The organism is Amycolatopsis sp. NPDC050768 (genome assembly GCF_040654155.1).
Lineage (GTDB): Bacteria > Actinomycetota > Actinomycetes > Mycobacteriales > Pseudonocardiaceae > Amycolatopsis.
The window spans coordinates 87234-107947 of sequence record NZ_JBFAHL010000019.1 but is presented as its reverse complement, the minus strand read 5'-3'; the positions used below and the strand labels follow the sequence as shown (position 1 = coordinate 107947).

The window sequence follows — 20714 nt, the reverse complement described above, 5'->3', positions numbered from 1 at the left end:
GAGTTCCCACGTGTGAGCCCGTGTTCGCCGGGTACCCGCCTCGTGTTCGAATCCCACCACGAGGAGATGGCGCAATGGTGGCGCGGTTCTCCACGGTGGCCGGCGAGCGAGCGAAGGCGTGTACGACATGGTCGGCAACAACACGCCGGTGTTCTTCGTGAAAGACCCGTTGAAGTTCCAGCACTTCATCCGTTCGCAGAAACGCCGGGCGGACAACAACCTGCGCGACCACGACATGCAGTGGGACTTCTGGACGCTGTCCCCCGAATCGGCGCACCAGGTGACGTGGCTGATGGGCGACCGCGGTATTCCGCGCACGTGGCGGCACATGAACGGTTACAGTTCGCACACTTATCTGTGGGTGAACGAACAAGGCGAACGGTTCTGGGTGAAATAGCACTTCACAACCGATCAGGGCATGGAGTTCTTCAGGTGTGGCCGCACGGCGACTACCCGCTGATCGAGGTCGGCCGCATGACGCTCGACCGCAACCCCACCGACCACCACGCGGAGATCGAACAGGCGGCGTTCGAGCCCAGCAACCTCGTGCCCGGCATCGGGCCGAGCCCCGACCGGATGCTGCTGGGCCGGCTGTTCGCCTACGCCGACGCGCACCGCTACCGCATCGGGCCGAACTACAAGCAGCTGCCGGTGAACGCGTCGAAGTCGCCGGTGCACAGCTACAGCAAGGACGGCGCGATGCGCTACACCAAGGTGTCCGACCCGGTGTACGCGCCGAACTCGAAGGGCGGCCCGAGCGCCGACGTCGAGCGCTTCGGCACCCCGGCCGGCTGGCACGCCGACGGCGAGATCACGCGCTCGGCCTACGTCGACCACTCCGGGGACGACGACTGGGGCCAGGCGGGCACGATGGTGCGCGAGGTCCTCGACGACGCGGCGCGGGAACGATCGGTTTCCAACGTCGTCGGTCACTTGCTGAACGGGGTGAGTGAGCCGGTGGTGCAACGGGCGTTCGAATATTGGCACAACGTGGACAAGAACCTCGGCGACCGCATCGAGTCCGGTGTGCGCGCGAAGGCCGACGAGAAGGACCCCAAGGCGGCGGAGCAGGGCAACCCGGCCCGCAGTGACATGCAGCGGAAGGCGTGAGTCCGTCCACTTCGGACTGGTCACGGTCACGGGGCCCGGCGGAAAATCTGACGGCGTCCACCGGGCCCGCCGGTAGAGTGCGCGTCCATGGGTCACCTGGAGGTCGCGCACCTCGACTACTCGCTGCCCGACGGGCGGCCACTGCTCGGTGATGTGTCGTTCCGGGTCTCCGACGGTGCCGTCGTCGCGCTGGTCGGCCCCAACGGCGCCGGGAAGACGACGCTGCTGCGCCTGCTCTCCGGTGAGCTGAAGCCGCACGGCGGCACGGTGACGGTGTCCGGCGGGCTGGGCGTGATGGGCCAGTTCGTCGGCTCGGTCCGCGACGAGCGCACCGTGCGAGACCTGCTCGTGTCGGTGTCGCCCGACCGCATCCGCACCGCCGCGGCAGCCGTGGACACGGCCGAGGAGCGGCTGCTGACCGTCGACGACGAGGCCGCGCAGATGAAGTACGCGCAGGCGTTGAGCGACTGGGCGGAGGTGCGCGGCTACGAGTCGGAGACGACCTGGGACGTGTGCACCACGGCCGCGCTCGGCGTGCCATACGAGAAGGCGCAGTGGCGGCTCGTGCGCACGTTGAGCGGGGGCGAGCAGAAGCGGCTCGTGCTGGAGGCGCTGCTGCGCGGCCCGGACGAGGTGCTGCTGCTCGACGAGCCCGACAACTACCTCGACGTGCCCGGCAAACGCTGGCTCGAGGCGCGCCTGGCGGAGACGCGCAAGACGGTGCTGTTCGTCTCGCACGACCGGGAGCTGCTCGCGCGGGCGGCGAAGAAGATCGTGAGCGTGGAGCCCGGGCCGGCCGGCAGCGACGCGTGGGTGCACGGCGGCGGGTTCGCCACCTACCACGAGGCGCGCGACGATCGCTTCGCCCGCTACGAAGAGCTGAAGCGACGCTGGGCCGAGAAGTACGCGCAGCTCAAGAAGCTCGTGCTCGACATGCAGCAGTACGCCGCCCGCAGCGACGAGATGGCGTCCCGCTACAAAGCCGCGAAGACCCGGCTGCGCAAGTTCGAGGAGGCCGGCCCGCCTCCGGAGCCGCCGCGTCGGCAGGACATCCGCATGCGGCTGCGCGGCGGACGCACCGGCCTGCGCGCCGTGACGTGCGAAAACCTGGAGCTCACGGGTCTGATGAAGCCGTTCTCGCTGGAGATCTTCTTCGGCGAACGCGTGGCCGTGCTCGGCTCCAACGGCTCCGGCAAGTCACACTTCCTGCGCCTGCTCGCGGGCGGCGACGTCGCGCACACAGGCCTGTGGAAGACCGGCGCCCGCGTGGTGCCCGGCCACTTCGCCCAGACGCACGCCCACCCGGAGCTCACCGGCCGCACCCTGGTCGACATCCTCTGGACCACCCACGCCAAGGACCGCGGCGGCGCCATGGCCGTGCTGCGGCGCTACGAGCTCGAACGCCAGGGTGACCAGCCGTTCGACCGCCTGTCGGGCGGCCAGCAGGCCCGCTTCCAGATCCTGCTCCTGGAACTCGGCGGCGCCACCGCCCTGCTCCTGGACGAGCCGACGGACAACCTCGACCTCGAATCGGCCGAAGCCCTGCAGGCGGGGTTGGAGGCCTACGAAGGCACCGTCCTCGCGGTCACCCACGACCGCTGGTTCGCGCGCAGCTTCGACCGCTACCTGGTCTTCGGCTCCGACGGCGTGGTGCGCGAAACCGCGGAACCCGTGTGGGACGAACGGCGGGTGGAACGGGCTCGCTGATCAGCGCGGCAGCGGCAGAGCCAGCTCCGCGCGCGTCACCGAGATCGAGCCCAGGGTGTGGGACCACCAGGTCGACGCGAGTTCCTCCAGGAGGAAGCGGCCTTCGACGCGTTCCGGGGACATCGCGGTGACGCTGGGCTCGTCGGGTTCGTCGCGTTCGACGTCGATGCGCAGGCGGGGCGGGTGGGCGGCCAGGCCGAGGCGCAGGGCGCGGAAGGAGGCGCCGTCGCGGGTGGCGTCGGTGACGAGCTCGTCCATGAGCTGCGCGGCGTCGCCGACCACGGGGGCGGGCACGTGGGCCAGCATGGCCCTCAGCGTGACCCGTGCGGCCTCCGCGGTGTCCGGGCCGTTGAACACGGCCGTGGCGGCGCCGGGCGGCCGCGAATCCTCCGTCATGGTGGTGCCCCTCCCCTGTCGGGCGATGATCGAGCGCAGTGCAGGTACCCAGAGCCTGCAGGGTTCAACCGTCCGAGTTAAGACGCGGCCATATGCTGGGACGGACGACCGGAGGTGAGCGGGTGCCCGACAAGCCACGAAGCACCTGGTCAGCCGCGGAAAAGGCCGCTTACCGGGAGTTCGTGCGCACCCACCACCCCGACGCGGGCGGCGACGCGGAGGCGTTCCGGGAGGGGCTGGCGCGGTTCCACCAAGTGGACAAAACGGTGGACCAACCAGCGGACAAACCGGCCAGGCAGCCCGAGTCCGTGATCTTCGTCGTGCGCAGGCGCGGGCTGACGCGGGTGCTCGCCGCGCTCGCCGCCCACCGCAGGCGCAAGCGGCGGACTCGCGTGCGCTGAATCGAACCGCGCAGACGCCCCCAGGCGCGGTCTCGCCGGCTGTAATACTCAACCGGCGAGACCTGGAGCCTCGGCAGCCGGGCCCTGCCGCCGATGCCATGGGAAGCGGATAGACGCCATTACCACCCCGTAAACATCGATTCCGCGAAAAGTCCACCACCGGCCACAGTGGACGCCTGCGTCACCGCAACGGGCCGCGCGCCCCCTCGAAGGCCGCAGCCGCTCCCAGCAGCACGTCTTCCCGCCACGGCGCCGCGCTCAGCTGCACGCCCACCGGCATGCCGGACGCCGGATGCAGCCCGGCAGGCACGCTCAGCGACGGCCCGCCGTACGCCGACCACGCGTAGGTGAACCGGGCGATCTCCCGCGTCGACGCCGCGAGGTCCACGCCCTCGCGCAGCGGCACGTCCACGGGGATCGTCGGGGTCAGGACCACGTCGACCTCGGTGAACACCGCGTCCACCCGCGCGCGGAACCCGATGAGCCACTCCCACGCCGCCGCCGTCCGCGCCGGAGGCACCTCGAGCCCGAGCAGGAGCCGCCGCCGGACGTCGGGGTCGATGCTCTCCGGCGCGTCCCGCAGCCGAGCCGCGTGCACGGCCGCGGCCTCCGGGTACATCACGTCGAGCATCCGCGCCTGCGCCTGCGCGGCCGACGGCACCTCCACCGGCACCACCTGTGCGCCGAGCCCGCGGAACACCTCGACGGCCGCCCGCACCACCTCCGCCACGCCGGGATCGACGCCGACGGCGAAGAACCCGCCCGCCACGCCGATCCGCGGCAGGACACCCGACCCGAGCAGCGCGTCGACCGGCCGCGAGCCCCCTCCGTCGAGCGCCGCCAGCACCGCCGCGGCCGTGCGGACGTCGCGCGCCATCGGCGTCACCGTGTCGAACGACGGGCTCACCGGCAGCACGCCGCGGAGGGAGACCCGGCCGAGCGTCGGCCGTACGCCCACCACCCCGTTCACCGACGCGGGAATCCGGCCCGAACCGCCGGTATCGGTGCCCAGCGACACGTCCGACAGCCCCGCCGCGACGGCCACCGCCGAGCCGCTGCTGGACCCGCCGGCGATGCGCGCCGGGTCCCACGCGTTGAGGCAGTCGCCGAACGCGGCGTTGCGGCCGGTCGCGCCCATCGCGAACTCCGCCAGGTTGTTCTTGCCCACCAAGGCGAACCCGGCCTCGCGCAGCGACCGCACGACGTCGGCGTCGGCCTCGGCCGGGCCGGTGGCGAAGGACGCGGAACCGGCGGTGGTCGGCACGCCCGCGACGTCGATGTTGTCCTTCACCGTCGCAGTCATGCCGCCGGCGGGGCCCGGGAGCACGGTGATGAGGGCGCGCAGCCGCCGCGCGAGCTCGAGCCGGGTCTCCACCGTCAGCCTCCCGTCCGCTGCCCACGCACGCGGGCCGTCGCCTCCTCGTCCAGCGCCAGTGTGCGCGCGTCGAGCACCACGCCGTAGTGCTCGCGGGCGTCGGCGGCCGAGAGGTAGTCGTCGAGCACGTCCTCGCGCACGTCCCGCGCGTCCCGCTCGAACGGGTCGCCGTAGCCGCCGCCGGAGGGCAGCTTGATCTCCAGCGTGTCGCCCGCGGCGCATTTTTCCTGCGTCACCTTGGAGTACAGCAGTTCCTCACGCGCGGTGTCCGCGTTGCGCACGAACGACCCCGCGACGCCGTCGTGCCCGCCCGCGAGACCCCGCGGCGGGTCGGTGCGGTTGTCCGCCTCCGAGCCGATGAACGTGTCGGTGAGCATCTTCCACTTGCGGATGCTGCCGATGCCCCCGCGGTACCGGCCGGGCGCGGGCGGCTCGTCGCGCAGCTCGTAACGCTCGGCGAGCATCGCGTGGTTGAGCTCGAGCTCCTCGATGGGGTTGTTGCGGGTGTTGGCCATCAGCGCATCGACGCAGTCGAGGCCGTCCTTCCCGTTGCGCGCGCCGTAGGAGCCCTCGTTGATCTCGATGTAGACCCAGTACGACTGACCGTCCGCGGCCAGGCCGGAGTACGCGATCGCGCACAGCGCCGCCGACGAACCCGCGACGGCCCGGTCCGGCAGCACGTCGGCCAGCGCCAGGTTGATCGAGTCGAAGATCCGGTTGATCTGCGAGAACCGCGCGAAGCACGACGCCGGGAAGTTCGGGTTGAACAGCGTGCCCTCCGGCGCGTACGCCTTCGCGGGGCGGAAGCAGCCGTCGTTCTGCGGCACGAACTCCTCGGTGAGCGCCTCGTCGAGCAGCAGCGTGCGCACGGCGGAGGCGACGGTCGGCAGCACCGAACCCTCGAACGGAACGTTGAACGCCGTCGGCACCTGCTCGTGGGAACCGGTGAGGTCGACGACGATGTCGCTGCCCTCTACCTTCACCGTCACCGCGACCTTGAGCGGGATGTCCCGGTTCTTGCCATCGTCGTCCAAAAAGGACAGCGGGGCTTCGTAGCTGCCGTCGGGGATCTCCTGGATGCGGCGGCGCAGCATGTCCTCGGAGTAGTCCATCCACTTGTCGGCCGCGGACATCACCACGTCGAGGCCGTAGCGCTCCAGCAGCTCGAGGAACCGCTTCTCCCCCAGCCGCGCGCACGCGATGAGTGCTTCGAGGTCGCCGGCGTTCTGCTCCGGGGTGCGCACGTTGTCGAGGATGTGCTGGATGAGGGCCTCGTTGCGCACGCCGCCGTCGTAGATCTTCACGGCGTCCATGAGCTTGCCCTCGGCCCAGACGTCGACCACGTCCATGCACAGGCCGGGGAAGTTGCCGCCGATGTCGGACACGTGCCCGGTGCAGCCCGCGAAGCCGATGTGCTTGCCACCGAAGAAGATCGGGATCATGATCCCGTAGTCCGGCGAGTGCGCAGCGCCGTGGTACGGGTGATTGTGCAGCACCACGTCACCGGGCCGGTAGGTGCCGGCGAGCTTTCGGTTGATCCCGCGGATGTAGGCGGGGATCGAGCCGCAGTGCATCGGCGTGGAGTCCGATTCGCACAGCTCGCGCCCGTTGGCGTCGAAGATGCCGGCGCCGAGGTCCTCCGACTCTCGGATGAGGCTGGAATACGCCATCCGGTAGAGGATCTGGGCCATCTCCTTGGCGATGGAGTTGAGCGCGCCGCCGATCACGCGCAGGGTGATCGGGTCGACGTCGACGGTCGTGAAGTCGCCGGGGGCGACTCCGGCGAGCGAAACGCCGGCGGGGTCCAGAGCGGTCACCGCTGGCCTCCTTCGATGGCTCGGCCGGGCTGGGCCACGGCGGTGTCGATGACGAGGTGGCCCACGCGGTCGACGGTGGCGCGCTGATTGGGGCCGATGATGGTCGTGGAGTCGAACTGCTCGACGATCGCGGGACCTTCGAGCACGTTGCCGGCCTTGAGCAGCGCGCGGTCGTAGACCTTGGTGGGAAACGGCGTGACCTCCCCCGCGCCGGACCAGAACACCGCGTCGGTGGTGGTCTTCACGGCGGCCGACGGGTCGGTGCCGCCCGCCTCGACGTCGGCCAGCGGCACGTGCCCGACCTTGCCGACGGCGGTCACGCGCACGTTCACCAGATGAACGGGTTTGTCGTCGAACCGCTGCAGATATGTTCGTTCGTGAACATCGTGGAACGCGGCCGCCGCCCTGGCCACCCAATCCGCGTCGATCTCGCCGGACGGCGCGGGCACGCGCAGCTCGTAACCCTGGCCGATGTAGCGGCAGTCGAGGCTGCGCTCGATCACCACGTCCTCGGGCGCGAGGCCGTCGGCGCCGAGCTGCTCCACGGCGTGCTCGGTGAGCCGGTCGAACTCCGCGGTGATGCGGTCGGTGTCGGGGTCGGCCGAGGAGGTCCACACCGTCGCCGGGGTCTCGCTGCGGATGTCGGTGGCCAGCAGGCCCATCGCCGACGCGATGCCGGGGTGGTGCGGCACGATCACACGCGGGATGCCGAGCTGCTCGGCGATGTGCCACGCGTACAGCGGCCCGGCGCCGCCCTCGGCGACGAGTGAGAAGTCGCGCGGGTCGTAGCCCTTGCGCACCGAGTGCAGGCTGATCGCCTCGGTCATCGCGTGGGCCGCGATCTGGAAGATGCCGATGGCGGCGTGGCTCACGGACGTGCCGAGCTTCTCGGCGATGTGCTCGTCGATCGCCTTCACCGCGAGCTGCGGTTCGACCTCCATCGTGCCGGACAGGAAGCTGTCGGCGCGCAGCCAGCCCAGCGCGACCATGGCGTCGGTGCTCGTGGGCTCGGTGCCGCCGCGGCCGTAACACGCGGGCCCGGGCGTCGCGCCGGCGCTGCGCGGGCCGACGCGGAACATGCCGCCCTCGTCGATGAACGCGATCGAGCCGCCGCCCGCGCCGATGGTGTCGACCTCGGCCATCGGAACCATGGCGTGGTAATCGCCGATCCGTGTGTCGAGCAGGTGTTTCATGCGCAGCTTGCCGTCGGGGGCCACGCCGATGTCGGCCGAGGTGCCGCCGACGTCGAGCGTGATCACGCTCGGGTAGCCCGAGGCCTCGCCGATCGCGCAGCCGCCGAGCAGCCCGGCGACGACACCGCTGGTGAGCAGCAGCACCGGGTTGTCCACGGCGCCGCGCGCGGTGATCAGGCCGCCGGCCGACGTCATCAGGCCGACCTCGCCTCGCACGCCGGCCGCGCGAGTCGTGTTCGCCAGGTTGTCGACGTAGCGCGAGACCTTGGGGCCGACGAACGCGTTGAGCGCCGTGGTGGAAAAACGCTCGTACTCGCGGTACTGCGGCGCGACCTCGCTGGAGAGCGAGACGAAGACGTCGGGGTACTCCTGCTCGATGATCCGCTTCACCGCCTGCTCGTGGGCAGGGTTGCGGTAAGAGTGCAGGAAGCACACGGCGATGGCCTCCACGCCGTTGTCGCGCAGCACGCGGACCTGCTCGCGCACGGCGTCCTCGTCGAGCGGCACGAGGACCGCGCCGGAGGAGTCGACGCGCTCGGGGACCACGCGGCGGTTGCGGCGGCGCACGAGCTGCCACTTCTGCCACGGCAGATCCTGGTAGGACGAGTAGTTCAGCGGCCGCTTCTTGCGGGCGATGTGCAGGATGTCGCGGAAACCCTCGGTGGTGATGAGACCGACGTCCGCACCGTTGTGCTCCAGCACGATATTCGTGGCGACGGTGGTGCCGTGCAGGAACTGGTCCAGGTCCGACACCGCGATGCCGAGGCGCTCGCTCAGCTGCCGTACCCCGTCCATGGTGGCCACTGCCGGATCGTGCGGGGTGGACGGGACCTTGTGCACCGCGACGGCACCGTCCTCGTCCCAGTACATCAGGTCGGTGAACGTGCCACCGACGTCGACTCCGATGCGTTTCACTGCTGGTCCTCCTTGATCAGCTGATCGGCGGCTGCTTCGGCCAGGGCGAGCACGCGGCGGGCACGGCGGACGACGGCCGCGTCGACCATCCGTCCCGCGACGACGGCGACCCCGGTTTTCTCGGTGTTCTCTGCGTTTTCCAGAGCACGCAGGACTTCCCGCGCGTGCGTGACTTCCTCGGTGGTGGGGACGAGGACCTCGTGGGTGAGGGCGACCTGGGCGGGGTGGACGCACAGGCGGCCGAAGAACCCGGCGCGCTGCTGCGCCAGGGTGTCGGCGCGGAACCCGGCGGGGTCGTCGAGTTCCGCGCTGACGGCGGCGGGTGGTGGGGCGAGGCCGGCCGCGGCCGAGGCCACCACGACCTGGGCCCGCGCCCAGGCGAGCGGTCCGGTGTTTTCGGTGCGGCTGGGGGCGGCGGTGCCGAGCTCCGCGGCGAGGTCGTACTCGCCCAGCCCGAGCCGCGTCACGGCCGGGTGGCGGGCGAGTTCGGGCAGCTCTTGCAGTCCGTTCGCCGTCTCCACCAGGGCGAAGACGGCGGCGTCGGTGCGGGCGGTGACTTCGGCGATGCCCGCGAGCTCGGCTTTCGGCAGGACGACACCGGCGATGCCCGGCTTGGTGACGGCGTCGAGGTCGGCTTCGAGGTGCTGGTCGTTGTTGATCCGCACCCACGTCCGCGGCGCGAGGTCCGGCCGTTCCCGCAGCCACGCGGCGACCGCCGTCCGGGCGGCGGCTTTCGCTTGCGGCACAACGGCGTCCTCCAGGTCGGCGATCACCACGTCGGCCACCGCGGCCGCCTTCGTGAGGCGGTCGGGGCGGTCGCCAGGGCAGAAGAGCCCGCTGCGGGTCACCATCCGACCCGGCCCTTCCCCGCGATGAGCGACTTCGCGATGACGGTGCGCATCACGTCGCTGGTGCCCTCGCCGATCGTCATGAGGATCGAGTCGCGGTAGAGGCGTTCGATTTCGAACTCCGTGGAGTAGGAATAACCACCGTGCACCCGCATGGAGTCCTGCGCGGCCTGCAGGGCGACCTCCGAAGCGAACAGCTTGGCCATACCCGTCTGCAGGTCGGAGCGTTCGCCGCGGTCCAAAGAGGACGCCGACCAGTAGGTGAGCAGCCGCGCGGCCTGCAGCTGCGTCGCCATCTCCGCGATGCGGATCTGCGTGGCCTGGAACTCGGCGATCGGCTTGCCGAACGCCTTGCGCTGCGAGGAGTACGCGAGGGCCTCGTCGTAGGCGCGCTGGGCGATGCCGAGGCTGCGGCCGGCGATGTTGAGGCGGCCGACCTCCAGCGCCGAGAGCACCTGCTGCAACCCGCGTCCTTCCACGCCGCCGAGCAGGTTCGCCGCCGGCACCCGGACCTCGTCGAGCACGACCTCGCACGATTCGGTGCCCTTGTAGCCGAGCTTCGGGATGTCGCGCGTGACCTGGAAACCCGGTGAGTCCGCGTCGACGAGCAGCACGCTCATGCCCTTGTGCGCCGGTGTCGTCGTGCGGTCGGTTTTCACGAGCACAGGCAACGGGTCGGCGTGGCGGGCGTTGGTGATCCACATCTTGGTTCCGCTGACCACGTAGCTGTCGCCGTCGCGGGTCGCGGTGGTGCGGATGCCCTGCAGGTCGGTGCCGGCGTCGGGCTCGGTGAGCGCGATGCCGGTGCGGCGCTGCCCCGTGGCGAGCTCGGGCAGGTAGCGCTGCTTCTGCTCGGCGGTGCCGTGGTGGGCGAGCATCCAGCACGCGAGCGAGTGGCTGCCCAGGATGCCCGCGATGCCCATCCAGCCGCGCGAGATCTCCTCGAACATCAGGGTGAACGAGACGAAGTCGGCCTCGCCGCCGCCGTACTCGTCGGGGATCATCAGCCCGAACAGGCCGAGGTCGGCCATCTTCGCCACGATCTCGGCCGGGTAGCGGCCTTCGTGTTCCCAGTCGCGGGCGACGGGCACGATCTCCGCGTCGACGAAGCCGCGCAGGATCGTGCGGAACTGCTCCTGGTCGGGGCTCAGCGTGAAATCCACGGCGCGCTCCTGTCCGTTCCGAAAGCGCCCCGGGTGGCGAGCGCTTGGTAGTCCGCTTCGGACGTGCCGAGCAGCTCGCCGAGCACCGCGGCGGTGTGTTCGCCCAGCAACGGGGCGCGGTGGTGGTCTTGTCGTGGTTCCCCGACCCGGACCGGCGAGGCGACCTGGTGTACGGAACCGAACCTCGGGTGTTCGGTTGTCACCAAAAGACCGCGGGCCACGGTGTGTTCTTCCACCAAAGCCTGCGGGATGGTGTTGATCGGCGCACACGGCACACCGGCGGGTTCGAGCACGGACAGCCACTCGGCCGTCGTGCGCGTGAGGAGCTCCTTCTCCAGGTGCCCCAGGCATTCCACCGAGTTCGCGTAGCGGCCGGCGGGAGTCGAGAACCGTTCGTCGGCGGCCCACGCCGGGGAGCCGACGGCCGTCACGAGACGATCCCAGAACTTCTGCTTCGCGCAGCCTATGACGACCCACGAGTCGGCCGTCTCGAAGTTCTGGAACGGCACGAGGCTCGGGTGCGCGGAGTGGTGCGTGCGCCCGGGTTCGAAGCCGCGGTTGAGGTGCCAGGTCGCGAGGTAGGTGAGCATGCCGACCGCGGTGTCGTAGAGGCTCACGTCGCAGTCGGTGCCGACGCCGTCGCGGCGGGCGGCATGGATGGCTGTGACCATCGAGAGCGCGGCCACGATCCCGCCGGTGTAGTCCACCATGGACAGTCCCGACTTGGTGGGCGGGCCGTCCGGCTCACCCGTCACGGACATCCAGCCGGCGAGGCCCTGCAGCAGGTAGTCGTACCCGGGCTGGGCGCTACGCGGGCCGGTCATGCCGTAGCCCGAGAGCGAGCAGCAGACGATGGCCGGGTTGAGGTGCTTGAGGTCCTCGTAGCGGATGCGCATCTTGGCCGGCACGTCGCCGCGCAGGTTGGAGTACACGGCGTCGCTGACCTTCACGAGCTCCTCGAAGACCTCGCGGCCCGCGGGGTCGGTGAGGTCGAGGACCACGGACCGCTTGTTGCGGTTGAAGGCCTCGAAGAAGAGCGAATCGCCGTCCTCTGCGTAGGGCGGGGTGTGGCGGCCGACGTCGCCGCCGGTGCCGGGGTCCTCGATCTTCACGATCTCGGCGCCGAGGTCGGCCAGATGCACGGAGCCGAACGGGCCGGCGCCGTACTGCTCCACGGCGAGCACCCGGACGTCGGCGAGCGGCAGGGGGCGGGTCATGCGCGGTCCCCCAGCGTCAGCGGGCCGGTCTTCGCGGCGGGGAACGAGTCGATGGCACCGGCCTCGGATCGCTTGTACACCAGCACAGTGCGGTCGAACGACAGGCATTCGTCGCCGTCGCCGTTGAGCCCGCGGGTGTGCACGGACACGAGCCCCGCGTACGGCTTCGAGGCCGACTCGCGCTTCGCGGTGCAGATCGACTCGCCGTAGAGCGTGTCGCCGATGAAAACCGGGTGTGTCAGCCGCACGTCGGTCATCGCGAGGTTCGCAATCGCCCGCTGGCTGATGTCGGAGACGCTCTGGCCCAGCAGCATCGCGATCGTGAGCCCCGAGTTGACCAGGATCCGGCCGAACGGCGTGCGCTCGGCGTAGTGCGCGTCGAAGTGCGCGGGGTGGGTGTTCATGGTGAGCAAGGTGAACCACGTGTTGTCCGCTTCGCTGATCGTGCGACCCAGCGGGTGGCGGTAGACGTCGCCCACGGCGAAGTCCTCGTAGTAGCGCCCTTGCCGGCCGTCGTGCACCGTCAAAACGGCACCTCCGGGGAGTCGGCGGGTGGGAATCTGCGCTGAAGTATGCGCATCGGACCTGCAGTTGGCAATACCTCAGACATTTAAATCGCGCAGCTGGTGCCGCACTCGTTCCCGATGTCCTACGCTTCGGGGACCAAGCTTTTCGAACCGAGGGGGAACCGATGAGCGAGACCGCCGGCACGCAGGCCGGCCTACGGGTGCGCCGGGTTCAGGCCGCGTACCGCCAGGTGGCCGACCAGCTCAAGGACCAGATCCTCACCGGGGAGCTGACCGCCGGCACGCGGCTGCCCAACGAGGCCGAGCTGGCCCGGCTGTTCGGGGTCAGCCGCAGCACCGTGCGCGAGGCGCTGCGACTGCTCGCGAGCCAGCACCTGGTGGACACCACCCGCGGCGCGACCGGCGGGACGTTCGTGTCGAGCCCGGACGCGCTGAGCGTCGCCGAGAACCTGGGCGGTGCGCTGGGGCTGCTGGTGAACGCGCAGGGCATGAGCGTGGAAAACCTGCTCGAGGCGCGGCTGATCCTCGAGCCGCTGGCCGCGCGGCTGGCGGCTTCGCGGGCCGATGCCGCGGGACTGGAGACATTGGCGGGGGCGACGGCGAGCACGTCGGCGCTGGCCCCGTCGAGCGGGTTCGTCGTGCACTGGGACTTCCACACGACGCTGGTCGCCATCACCGGCAACCCGCTGCTGCACCTGATGTGCCGCCCGATCAACGACGTGCTGCGTGGCCGGCTGCACCGCGACCGCGTCCCGCGTGAGGTGTGGGACCAGGTCGATGCCGACCACGTCGACATCCACCGCGCCGTGGCCGACGGCGACGCCGACGCGGCCGAGCGGCTCACGCGCGAGCACTTGCACAGCCTGCGGCCGTTGTACGAAAAGATGGAAGACTAAACGTCCGACATATGCCTTGCGGTGGCGTGGCGGGCCCTGCACACTGCTGGGCATGCACCCGACCACCACGCTCGCCGGCCGGCTCGGGGAGTTCGCCGCCGGCATCCGGTTCGAAGACCTGCCCACCGCCGTCGTCGAGCAGGCGCGCCACCTCGCGCTCGACGCGGTGGGGCTCGCGTTCTGCGCCGCGGACGAACCGTTCGCACACCGGGCCCGCGAGGCGTTCACACTGCTCGGCTCCGGTGACCAGCCCGTGCTCGCCGTCGGCGACCGCCTGCCGGCGCGCGACGCCGCAATGCTGGGCGGGATCCTCGTACACGGCCACGACTTCGACGACACGCACATCGGCTCGATCGTGCACGTGTCGGCGTCGGCGTTGCCCGCTTCGCTGGCCGCCGCGATCGCGGCCGGGCGGACGACGCGGGAGCTGCTGGTGGCATACGTGCTGGCGATCGAGGTGAGCGCCCGCGTGGGGCTGGCGGCGCACGGCGGGTTTCACGACGCGGGCTTCCACCCGACCGGCGTCGCCGGCGCGTTCGGCTCCGCGGTGGCCGCGGCGAAGCTCGGTGGCCTCGACGCCGCCGGGATCGCGGGCGCGCAGGAAATCGTGGGCTCGATGGCGTCGGGGATCCTGGAGTTCCTGGAAGACGGCGCGTGGACGAAACGCCTGCACCCGGGCTGGGCCGCGGCTTCGGGTCTGACGGCGGCGGCGTTCGCCCGCGCGGGCTGGCCGGGGCCGGGCCGGGTTTACGAGGGCCGGTACGGGCTCTATGCCACGCACCTGGGTAGTCGAGCCTGGGACCCCGACGCGCTGACCGCTGACCTCGGCTCCCGCTGGGAACTGCTCACGACGGGTGTGAAGCCGTACCCGAGCTGCCACTTCAGCCACGGCTTCGCCGACGCGTTGCTGACCCTGCGCGCGGACGAGGGTTTCACGGCCGACGACGTCGAGCACATCCGCTGCCTCATCCACCCCACCGCCGCGGCGGCCGTCTTCGAGCCCGCGGAACGCAAACGCCGCCCTCGCGACCTGTACGACGCGAAGTTCAGCGTGCCGTACATCGCGGGCGCCTGCCTGACCCGCGGCCGCCTCACCTTGGCGGAGTTCACGGAGGACTCACTCGCCGACCCCGCCATCCACGCGGTCGCCGACCGGGTGGACTTCGCGGACGACCCGGAATCGCGGTTTCCGGAGGCCTATTCGGCCGCGGTGGAGGTAACACTGCGGGACGGCCGCCGGTTGTTCCGGCGCGAGCACGTGAACCGTGGTCATGCCGAGCGGCCACTGTCCGTCGAGGACATCTCGGCCAAGTACGCGGCGAACATGGCCCTGGTCGTCGACGAGGCCACTGCCGCGCGGGTTCGCTCCGCCGTTTTGGCCCTGGGCACCGACGACACGACCACGGCGCTGGAGTTCGGGGAGGCTTGCTCTCGGGTGGAGTGAGGGCGGTCAGTCCACGCGGGTGACTCGGGCGTAAATCTGGTGGTTTTCGTGCCGGTGCCCGAGCACTTCGCCAGTGACGCGGGCAGAAAGAAGCGGAAGCTCACCACCGCCGGGAAGAGCGGTGACTTCGGCCAGCCCGAGGGCGCCCGGCACCTCGTCGACCGCGAAAAACACGCCGAAGGGCTGACGCGCGATGACCGAGCCGGTGATCCGGGCACCGACGGGCAGTCGCACGACAGCGACATCCCACGTGAGGCGCGCCCGCTCCGCCAGGCGGTCGCCGTGCTCCGGCCACGAATAGTCGCTCACGAGCACAGTATGACCGGCACATCGCGGTGATCGCGTAAGCGTCCGCGCACGGTCAGAGACCGCCTCCCAGATAGTGTTGACTGATACTATCTCACTAGATACCAATCTGGGACGGGGAGGCAGGGTCATGGACGTCTACGAGGCAGTCACGAGCCGGCGGGCCGTGCGCGGGTTCACGGACGAGCCGGTGGCACCGGAGGTGCTTCGGCGGGTGCTGGCGGCGGCCGCGGCGGCGCCGTCCGGGTCGAACCTGCAGCCGTGGCGCGTGTATGTGGTGACGGGGGCGCCGCTGGCGGAGCTGAAGAAGCGCGCCGGCGAGCGGATCGCGGCCGGGGACCCGTGGGACGAGGCCCAGTACGAGCAGTACCCGGCCACGCTGAAGTCGCCGTATGCCGAGCGTCGCGCCGCGTTCGGCAAGCAGCGCTACGGCGCGCTCGGCATCTCCCGCGAGGACGTCGAGGCGAGCCAGCGCGCCGCCGCGGCGAACTGGGACTGCTTCGGCGCCCCGGCCGCCCTGTTCTGCTACCTCGACCCCACCCTGGGCCGGCCCCAGTGGTCCGACGCCGGGATGTACCTGCAGACCGTCATGCTGCTGCTGCGCGCCGAAGGCCTGCACAGCTGCCCGCAGATGGCGTGGGCGAAGTTCCCCAGGACCGTGGCCGAGATCGTCTCGCCGCCGGAGGACCTCATCCTGTTCTGCGGGATGTCCATCGGCCGCGAAGACACGTCCGTCGACCTCGGCCGCACGGGCCGGGCGCCGCTCGAGGAGACGGTGACGTTCGTCGAAGGGTGAGGCGGCGGCAACAATCTCACCTTCGCCGTGTGGTGCCGCAGCCGCGCGGGTTCGCGACGATGGCGCTCGGAAGAGACACGTCCACAAGACTGGCTCGGATTGAGAGCCGGACGAGGAGCGACGGTGATTCGGTCACTGAAACGAGCCCGGCTCCGTAGAAGACTTACCCTCGCACTGATCGCGGGTGTCGTGGCCGCGGGCTGTTCGTCCCCCGCCCAGGCGCCGCCGGAACCGGATGTCTCGGCGGTGGACGGCCCGGTGGCTCAGCAGCTGAAGAGCTCAGTCACCGACGCCGGAGCCGTCGTCCACCTCGCGGCGCTGCAGAAGATCGCCGACGAGAACGGGGGCAATCGGGCTTCGCCGGGGCCCGGTTACGACGCGAGCGTCGACTACGTCGCCGCCACCCTCCGCGCCTCCGGCTACGACGTGAGCACGCCGACCTACGAGGCGCCCGGGAGGCGCGGTCGCGAGGGGGCCACGGTGCGCAACGTCGTCACGCAGACCCGCACCGGCGACCCGGACCACGTGGTGGTGATCGGGGCGCACCTGGACTCGGTGAACGACGGCCCGGGCATCGTCGACAACGGCTCCGGCGTCGCGACCCTGCTGGAGATCGCGAGCCGCCTGGGGCCCTCCGCGCAGCTGCGCAACGCGGTCCGGTTCACGTTCTTCGGCTCCGAAGAGGATGGTTCCCAAGGCTCGAAAGCCTACGTGCGCGGCCTTTCCGCCGACGATCGCGACAAGATCATGCTCTACCTGAACGTGGACATGGTGGCCTCGCCCAACGGCGGCTACTTCGCCCAGGGCGGGGTGGGCGACGACGAGTCCGCCACCGGCCCGCCCGGCTCGGCCACCGTCGCCGCCGTCCTCGCCGGCCAGCTGGCGAAGACGGGGGTGCGACCGGAGATCATCAAGTTCGTCGGCGACGACGAATCGGCGTTCATCGACGCCGCCATTCCTTCCGGTGGCGCGGAAAACGGCGACCACAAGGAAAAGTCCACGGCGCAGGCCCAGGCCTGGGGCGGGGCGGCCGACGAACGGTACGACCCGTGCTACCACCAGGCCTGCGACCGTCTCGACAACGTCAACCGCGTGGTCCTGAGCCACTACCTCTCCGCCCTCGCCGGGACGGTCGCCCACTTCGCGACCACGGACGCGCCAATACTCAGGTGAGGCGAACCGAAGCCTCACCTGAAGTCCCTGGACTTCAAGGCCAGGGACTTCAGGTCCAGGGCCGCCAGATGGTCCGCCACCACCGAGACCGTGCCCTGGCCCACCTGGGCAATGCCGCGCACCAGGATCACCGAGTGGTTCTGCAGCAGGCGGCGGTTGCGGCGCCACACGCCGACGGAAACGATGACGTTGATCATGCCCGTTTCGTCCTCCAGGTTGAGGAACGTGATGCCCCCCGCGGTGGCGGGGCGTTGTTTGTGGGTGACGGCGCCGCCGACACGGATGCGGGTGCCGTCGGGGACCGACAGGAGCGACGCGGCCGGGAGGGCGCCCAGGGTGTCGAGGTGGGTGCGCAGGAACGAGACGGGGTGGCGGTCCGGCGTGATGCCCGTGGCCCACAGATCGGCGGTGGCCAGTTCGAACGCCGTCATGCCGGGCAGCGGGGGCGCGTGGTGGCCGAGCGACAGGCCGGGCAGGTGGTCGGACCGCGTGGCAGAGGCGGGGCCGGCGGCCCACAACGCCGAGCGGCGGTCGCCGAAAACGCCTGCCGTGGCGAGGGATTCGACGACCGGGCGGGCGAGCTGGACGCGTTCGGTCAGGTCGCCGATGGACGCGAACGGGCCGCCGGCGTCGCGCTCGGCGACGACGCGGTCGGCCACGTCCTGGCCCACCGAGCGGATGCCGGCGAGCCCCAGCCGGATCGCGACGCCGCCGGTACTGTCCGAACAGGACTCCAGCGTCGCGTGCGGCAGGGAGAGGTTGAGGTCCGGCGAGCGCGTGACGACGCCGTGGTGGCGCGCGTCGGCGACGAGCGACTGCGGGCTGTAGAAACCCATGGGCTGCGCGCGCAGCAGGCCGGCGCAGAAGGCGGCCGGGTAGTAGCGCTTGAACCACGCCGACGCGTACACGAGCAGCGCGAACGACATCGAGTGCGCCTCGGGGAAACCGTAGCCGGAGAAGGCGTGGATCTGCTCGAAGATCCGGGCGGCGAGGTCGGCCGGCAGGCCGTTGGCCGCGGCGCCCTCGAAAAAGCGACCCGCCAGCCGCCGCATCTTCTCACTGGAGCGCTTGGCCCCCATGGCCCGGCGCAGCTGGTCGGCCTCGGCCGCGGTGAACGACGCGACGTCGCGCGCCATCTGCATCACCTGTTCCTGGAACAGGGGCACGCCGAGGGTCCGCTCCAAAGCCGGCGCCAGCAACGGATGCGCGTGCGACCACTCCTCCTCGCCTCGCCGGCGCCGGATGTAGGGGTGCACCGAACCGCCCTGGATCGGCCCCGGCCTGATGAGCGCGACCTCCACCACGAGGTCGTAGAACTTCCGTGGCCGCAGGCGGGGCAGCGTGCCGAGCTGCGCGCGGGACTCCACCTGGAACACCCCGACCGCGTCGGCCTCGCACAGCATGTCGTACACGGCCGGGTCGGCGAGGTCGAGGTCGTGCAGTCCGATGTGGACGTCGTGGTGCTCGGCGACGAGGTCGATCATGTAGTGCAGCGCGGACAGCATGCCGAGGCCCAGCAGGTCGAACTTCGTGAGCCCGATCGCGGCGCAGTCGTCCTTGTCCCACTGCAGCACGCTGCGGTCGGCCGCCGTCGCCCACTCCACCGGCACGATCTCCGACACCGGCGTCTTCGCGATCACCATGCCACCCGAGTGCACACCCAGGTGCCGTGGCGTGTCCTCCAGCCAGGTGGCGCACTCCAGCACGTCGTCGGGGATCTCGTGCCCCTGCTCCCCCGGCGTCGAGCCACTGGCGACGGACGACCAGCGGTCCACCCGCTTGCCGAACGCGTCCTGCTGGCCGGTGGAGTACCCGAGCGCCTTGGCGGCGTCGCGGATGGCGGAACGCGAACGATAAGTGATGACATTCGCAACCTGCGCCGCGTGAAAACGACCATGTTTGGCGTAGACGTACTGGATCACCTCCTCGCGCCGGTCGGACTCGATGTCGACGTCGATGTCCGGCGGGCCGTCGCGTTCCGGGGCGAGAAAACGTTCGAACAACAACCCCCACTTCACGGGGTCGGCGTGGCTGATCTGCAACGCGAAGCACACCGCGGAGTTCGCGGCCGAACCCCGGCCCTGCGCGAGGATGTTCGTTTCCCGACAGAATCTGACAATGTCCCACACCACGAGGAAGTAGCCGGGGAACCCGAGCTGCCGGATCACCGCGAGCTCGTGGTCGAGCTGGGCGTAGGCCTTGGGGTTGTCCGCGCGGCCGCCGTAGCGCACGGCGGCGCCCTCGAACGTCAGGTGGCGCAGGTAGTCGTCCTCGTCGGCGAACCCCTCGGGCACGGCGAACGGTGGCAGTTTCGGAGCCACCAAAGCGAGGTCGAACGCGCATTCCACTCCCAGCAGCGCGGCCCGCTGCACCGCGCCCGGGTACCGCGCGAAGCGGCCGGCCTGTTCCGCGCCGCTGCGCAGGAACGCCGTGCCGTCGGGAGGTAGCCAGCCCTCCAGCTCGTCGACGGACCGCCGCGCCCGGATCGCCGCGACGGCCGCGGCGTGGCGGGCCTGCTCGGGCCGCGCGTAGTGGACGTTGTTCGACGCCACCGTCGGCAGCCGCAGCTCCCGCGCCAGCTCGGCGAGGCGATCGTTGTGCACGGCGTCGAGCGGCAAGCCTTCCTCCAGCAGCTCGACGGCCACGTTCTCCCGGCCGAACCGCTCGGCCAGCGTCCGCAGCGCCGCGGCCGCCCCCGCGTCGTCGCCCCGCGCGAGCGCGCTGCGGACCGCACCCTTGCGGCAGCCGCTGAGCACGAGGACGTGGCCGCGCAGCTCGTCGGCGACGTCGTCGAGCGCGAGTACCGGACGGCCCTTCTCCCCCGCCAGCTGCCCGCGCGAGATGACTGAGCACAGGCGCCCGTACCCCTTGAGGTCGCGCGCGATCACCTGCAGGTGGGTGCCGACGGGGTCGGCCACCCCGCCCTGCGGCGCCGGCAGGCCCAGCGACAGCTCCGCGCCGTAGCCCGTGCGCACCCCGATCTCGCGCGCGGCCTCGGCGAACCGGACGGCGCCGTACATCCCGTCGCGGTCGGTGAGCACCAGCGCGTCGAGCCCCAGCCGCACCGCCTCCTCGACGAGCGCCTCCGGCGACGCGACGCCGTCGAGGAAAGAGAAGTACGAATGCAGGTGCAGCTCCGCGTACGGCACCCGCCGTCCGTCCGCCTCCACGTCCGCCCACGGCCGCAACCGCTCGGGCGCCCGGTACCCCTCCCGCTTGCGCGACCACGCCGGCGAGTCCCCGCCGTCGCCCCGCACGGGCGCCCGCCCCGCCGCGATCCGCTCCAGCTCCGACCACCGCATGAGGGGGTTGTTGAAGCCGCCTCGCCGGTGTTGCTGGTCCTGCTGGTCCACCGCACTGCCCTCACTCGCGTGAAACCGCCGCGGGGAGACAGCGTGTCCGGACCCGAACCCGGGATGGGAACAGGTGT

At 70.9% G+C, this 20714-nt stretch carries 16 protein-coding genes and 1 pseudogene; 7 read left to right on the top strand and 10 right to left on the bottom strand.

Annotation, left to right across the window (positions count from 1 at the left end; translation table 11 throughout):
• Positions 1 to 109: 109 nt before the first annotated feature.
• Together AB0H62_RS40165 and AB0H62_RS40160 are read left to right on the top strand one after the other, a co-directional pair.
• Positions 110 to 1110 (top strand): annotated as a pseudogene (locus AB0H62_RS40165) (catalase); the annotation flags it as partial.
• A gap of 87 nt (positions 1111 to 1197) precedes the next feature.
• Positions 1198 to 2817, top strand: coding sequence for an ATP-binding cassette domain-containing protein (locus AB0H62_RS40160; RefSeq protein WP_360591850.1), 1620 nt, complete (start codon positions 1198 to 1200; stop codon positions 2815 to 2817).
• Here AB0H62_RS40160 and AB0H62_RS40155 read toward each other — a convergent pair whose 3' ends face one another.
• Positions 2818 to 3213, bottom strand: coding sequence for a hypothetical protein (locus AB0H62_RS40155; protein ID WP_220239125.1), 396 nt, complete (start codon positions 3211 to 3213; stop codon positions 2818 to 2820).
• A 122-nt stretch (positions 3214 to 3335) separates the two neighbouring features.
• Here AB0H62_RS40155 and AB0H62_RS40150 point away from each other — a divergent pair, with 122 nt between their 5' ends.
• Positions 3336 to 3614: a hypothetical protein gene (locus AB0H62_RS40150; protein WP_360591849.1), complete on the top strand. Its 279-nt coding sequence runs from the start codon at positions 3336 to 3338 to the stop codon at positions 3612 to 3614.
• A 181-nt stretch (positions 3615 to 3795) separates the two neighbouring features.
• Here the strand turns inward: AB0H62_RS40150 and AB0H62_RS40145 are convergent, their stop codons facing one another.
• The 7 genes from AB0H62_RS40145 to AB0H62_RS40115 are packed head-to-tail and all read right to left on the bottom strand — an operon-like array spanning position 3796 to position 12663.
• Entirely contained in the window at positions 3796 to 4989 is a 1194-nt protein-coding gene (locus AB0H62_RS40145) for an amidase (protein WP_360591848.1), read from the bottom strand.
• 2 nt (positions 4990 to 4991) lie between these two features.
• A complete protein-coding gene (locus AB0H62_RS40140) occupies positions 4992 to 6806 on the bottom strand; it encodes a hydantoinase B/oxoprolinase family protein (RefSeq protein ID WP_360591847.1) in 1815 nt (604 codons plus the stop codon).
• Positions 6803 to 8914: a hydantoinase/oxoprolinase family protein gene (locus AB0H62_RS40135; RefSeq protein WP_360591846.1), complete on the bottom strand. Its 2112-nt coding sequence runs from the start codon at positions 8912 to 8914 to the stop codon at positions 6803 to 6805. Before AB0H62_RS40135 ends, AB0H62_RS40140 begins: the two co-directional genes overlap by 4 nt.
• Entirely contained in the window at positions 8911 to 9765 is an 855-nt protein-coding gene (locus tag AB0H62_RS40130) for an aldolase/citrate lyase family protein (protein ID WP_360591845.1), read from the bottom strand. Before AB0H62_RS40130 ends, AB0H62_RS40135 begins: the two co-directional genes overlap by 4 nt.
• Positions 9759 to 10925 (bottom strand): acyl-CoA dehydrogenase family protein, encoded by a 1167-nt coding sequence (locus tag AB0H62_RS40125; protein ID WP_220239119.1) that lies wholly within the window; start codon positions 10923 to 10925, stop codon positions 9759 to 9761. The genes AB0H62_RS40130 and AB0H62_RS40125 overlap by 7 nt, the downstream gene beginning before the upstream one ends.
• On the bottom strand, positions 10910 to 12142 hold the full coding sequence (locus tag AB0H62_RS40120; protein WP_360591844.1) for a CoA transferase: 1233 nt from the start codon (positions 12140 to 12142) through the stop codon (positions 10910 to 10912). The genes AB0H62_RS40125 and AB0H62_RS40120 overlap by 16 nt, the downstream gene beginning before the upstream one ends.
• Positions 12139 to 12663 carry a MaoC family dehydratase gene (locus tag AB0H62_RS40115; protein WP_354872803.1) on the bottom strand — a complete coding sequence of 175 codons (525 nt, stop codon included), beginning with the start codon at positions 12661 to 12663 and terminating at the stop codon, positions 12139 to 12141. The genes AB0H62_RS40120 and AB0H62_RS40115 overlap by 4 nt, the downstream gene beginning before the upstream one ends.
• Before the next feature lie 170 nt (positions 12664 to 12833).
• Between AB0H62_RS40115 and AB0H62_RS40110 the strand changes: the two genes are divergently transcribed.
• Positions 12834 to 13565 carry an FCD domain-containing protein gene (locus AB0H62_RS40110; protein WP_220239116.1) on the top strand — a complete coding sequence of 244 codons (732 nt, stop codon included), beginning with the start codon at positions 12834 to 12836 and terminating at the stop codon, positions 13563 to 13565.
• Between the two features lie 52 nt (positions 13566 to 13617).
• Entirely contained in the window at positions 13618 to 15009 is a 1392-nt protein-coding gene (locus AB0H62_RS40105; RefSeq protein WP_360591843.1) for an MmgE/PrpD family protein, read from the top strand.
• A gap of 6 nt (positions 15010 to 15015) precedes the next feature.
• Here AB0H62_RS40105 and AB0H62_RS40100 read toward each other — a convergent pair whose 3' ends face one another.
• Positions 15016 to 15318 carry a hypothetical protein gene (locus tag AB0H62_RS40100; RefSeq protein ID WP_220239114.1) on the bottom strand — a complete coding sequence of 101 codons (303 nt, stop codon included), beginning with the start codon at positions 15316 to 15318 and terminating at the stop codon, positions 15016 to 15018.
• Positions 15319 to 15445: 127 nt separating this feature from the next.
• Here AB0H62_RS40100 and AB0H62_RS40095 point away from each other — a divergent pair, with 127 nt between their 5' ends.
• Entirely contained in the window at positions 15446 to 16111 is a 666-nt protein-coding gene (locus AB0H62_RS40095) for a nitroreductase (RefSeq protein WP_220239113.1), read from the top strand.
• 258 nt (positions 16112 to 16369) lie between these two features.
• Positions 16370 to 17284: a M20/M25/M40 family metallo-hydrolase gene (locus tag AB0H62_RS40090; protein ID WP_255637789.1), complete on the top strand. Its 915-nt coding sequence runs from the start codon at positions 16370 to 16372 to the stop codon at positions 17282 to 17284.
• Positions 17285 to 17298: 14 nt separating this feature from the next.
• Here the strand turns inward: AB0H62_RS40090 and AB0H62_RS40085 are convergent, their stop codons facing one another.
• On the bottom strand, positions 17299 to 20586 hold the full coding sequence (locus tag AB0H62_RS40085; RefSeq protein WP_360591911.1) for an error-prone DNA polymerase: 3288 nt from the start codon (positions 20584 to 20586) through the stop codon (positions 17299 to 17301).
• Positions 20587 to 20714: the final 128 nt, after the last annotated feature.

Bases quoted from the DNA above. Each gene is read 5' to 3' on its own strand.
- AB0H62_RS40160 (WP_360591850.1), top strand. From the start codon at position 1,198: ATGGGTCACCTGGAGGTCGCGCACCTCGACTACTCGCTGCCCGACGGG.
- AB0H62_RS40095 (WP_220239113.1), top strand. From the start codon at position 15,446: ATGGACGTCTACGAGGCAGTCACGAGCCGGCGGGCCGTGCGCGGGTTC.
- AB0H62_RS40155 (WP_220239125.1), bottom strand. From the start codon at position 3,213: ATGACGGAGGATTCGCGGCCGCCCGGCGCCGCCACGGCCGTGTTCAAC.
- AB0H62_RS40120 (WP_360591844.1), bottom strand. From the start codon at position 12,142: ATGACCCGCCCCCTGCCGCTCGCCGACGTCCGGGTGCTCGCCGTGGAG.
- AB0H62_RS40130 (WP_360591845.1), bottom strand. From the start codon at position 9,765: ATGGTGACCCGCAGCGGGCTCTTCTGCCCTGGCGACCGCCCCGACCGC.
- AB0H62_RS40085 (WP_360591911.1), bottom strand. From the start codon at position 20,586: ATGCGGTGGTCGGAGCTGGAGCGGATCGCGGCGGGGCGGGCGCCCGTG.
- AB0H62_RS40110 (WP_220239116.1), top strand. From the start codon at position 12,834: ATGAGCGAGACCGCCGGCACGCAGGCCGGCCTACGGGTGCGCCGGGTT.
- AB0H62_RS40105 (WP_360591843.1), top strand. From the start codon at position 13,618: ATGCACCCGACCACCACGCTCGCCGGCCGGCTCGGGGAGTTCGCCGCC.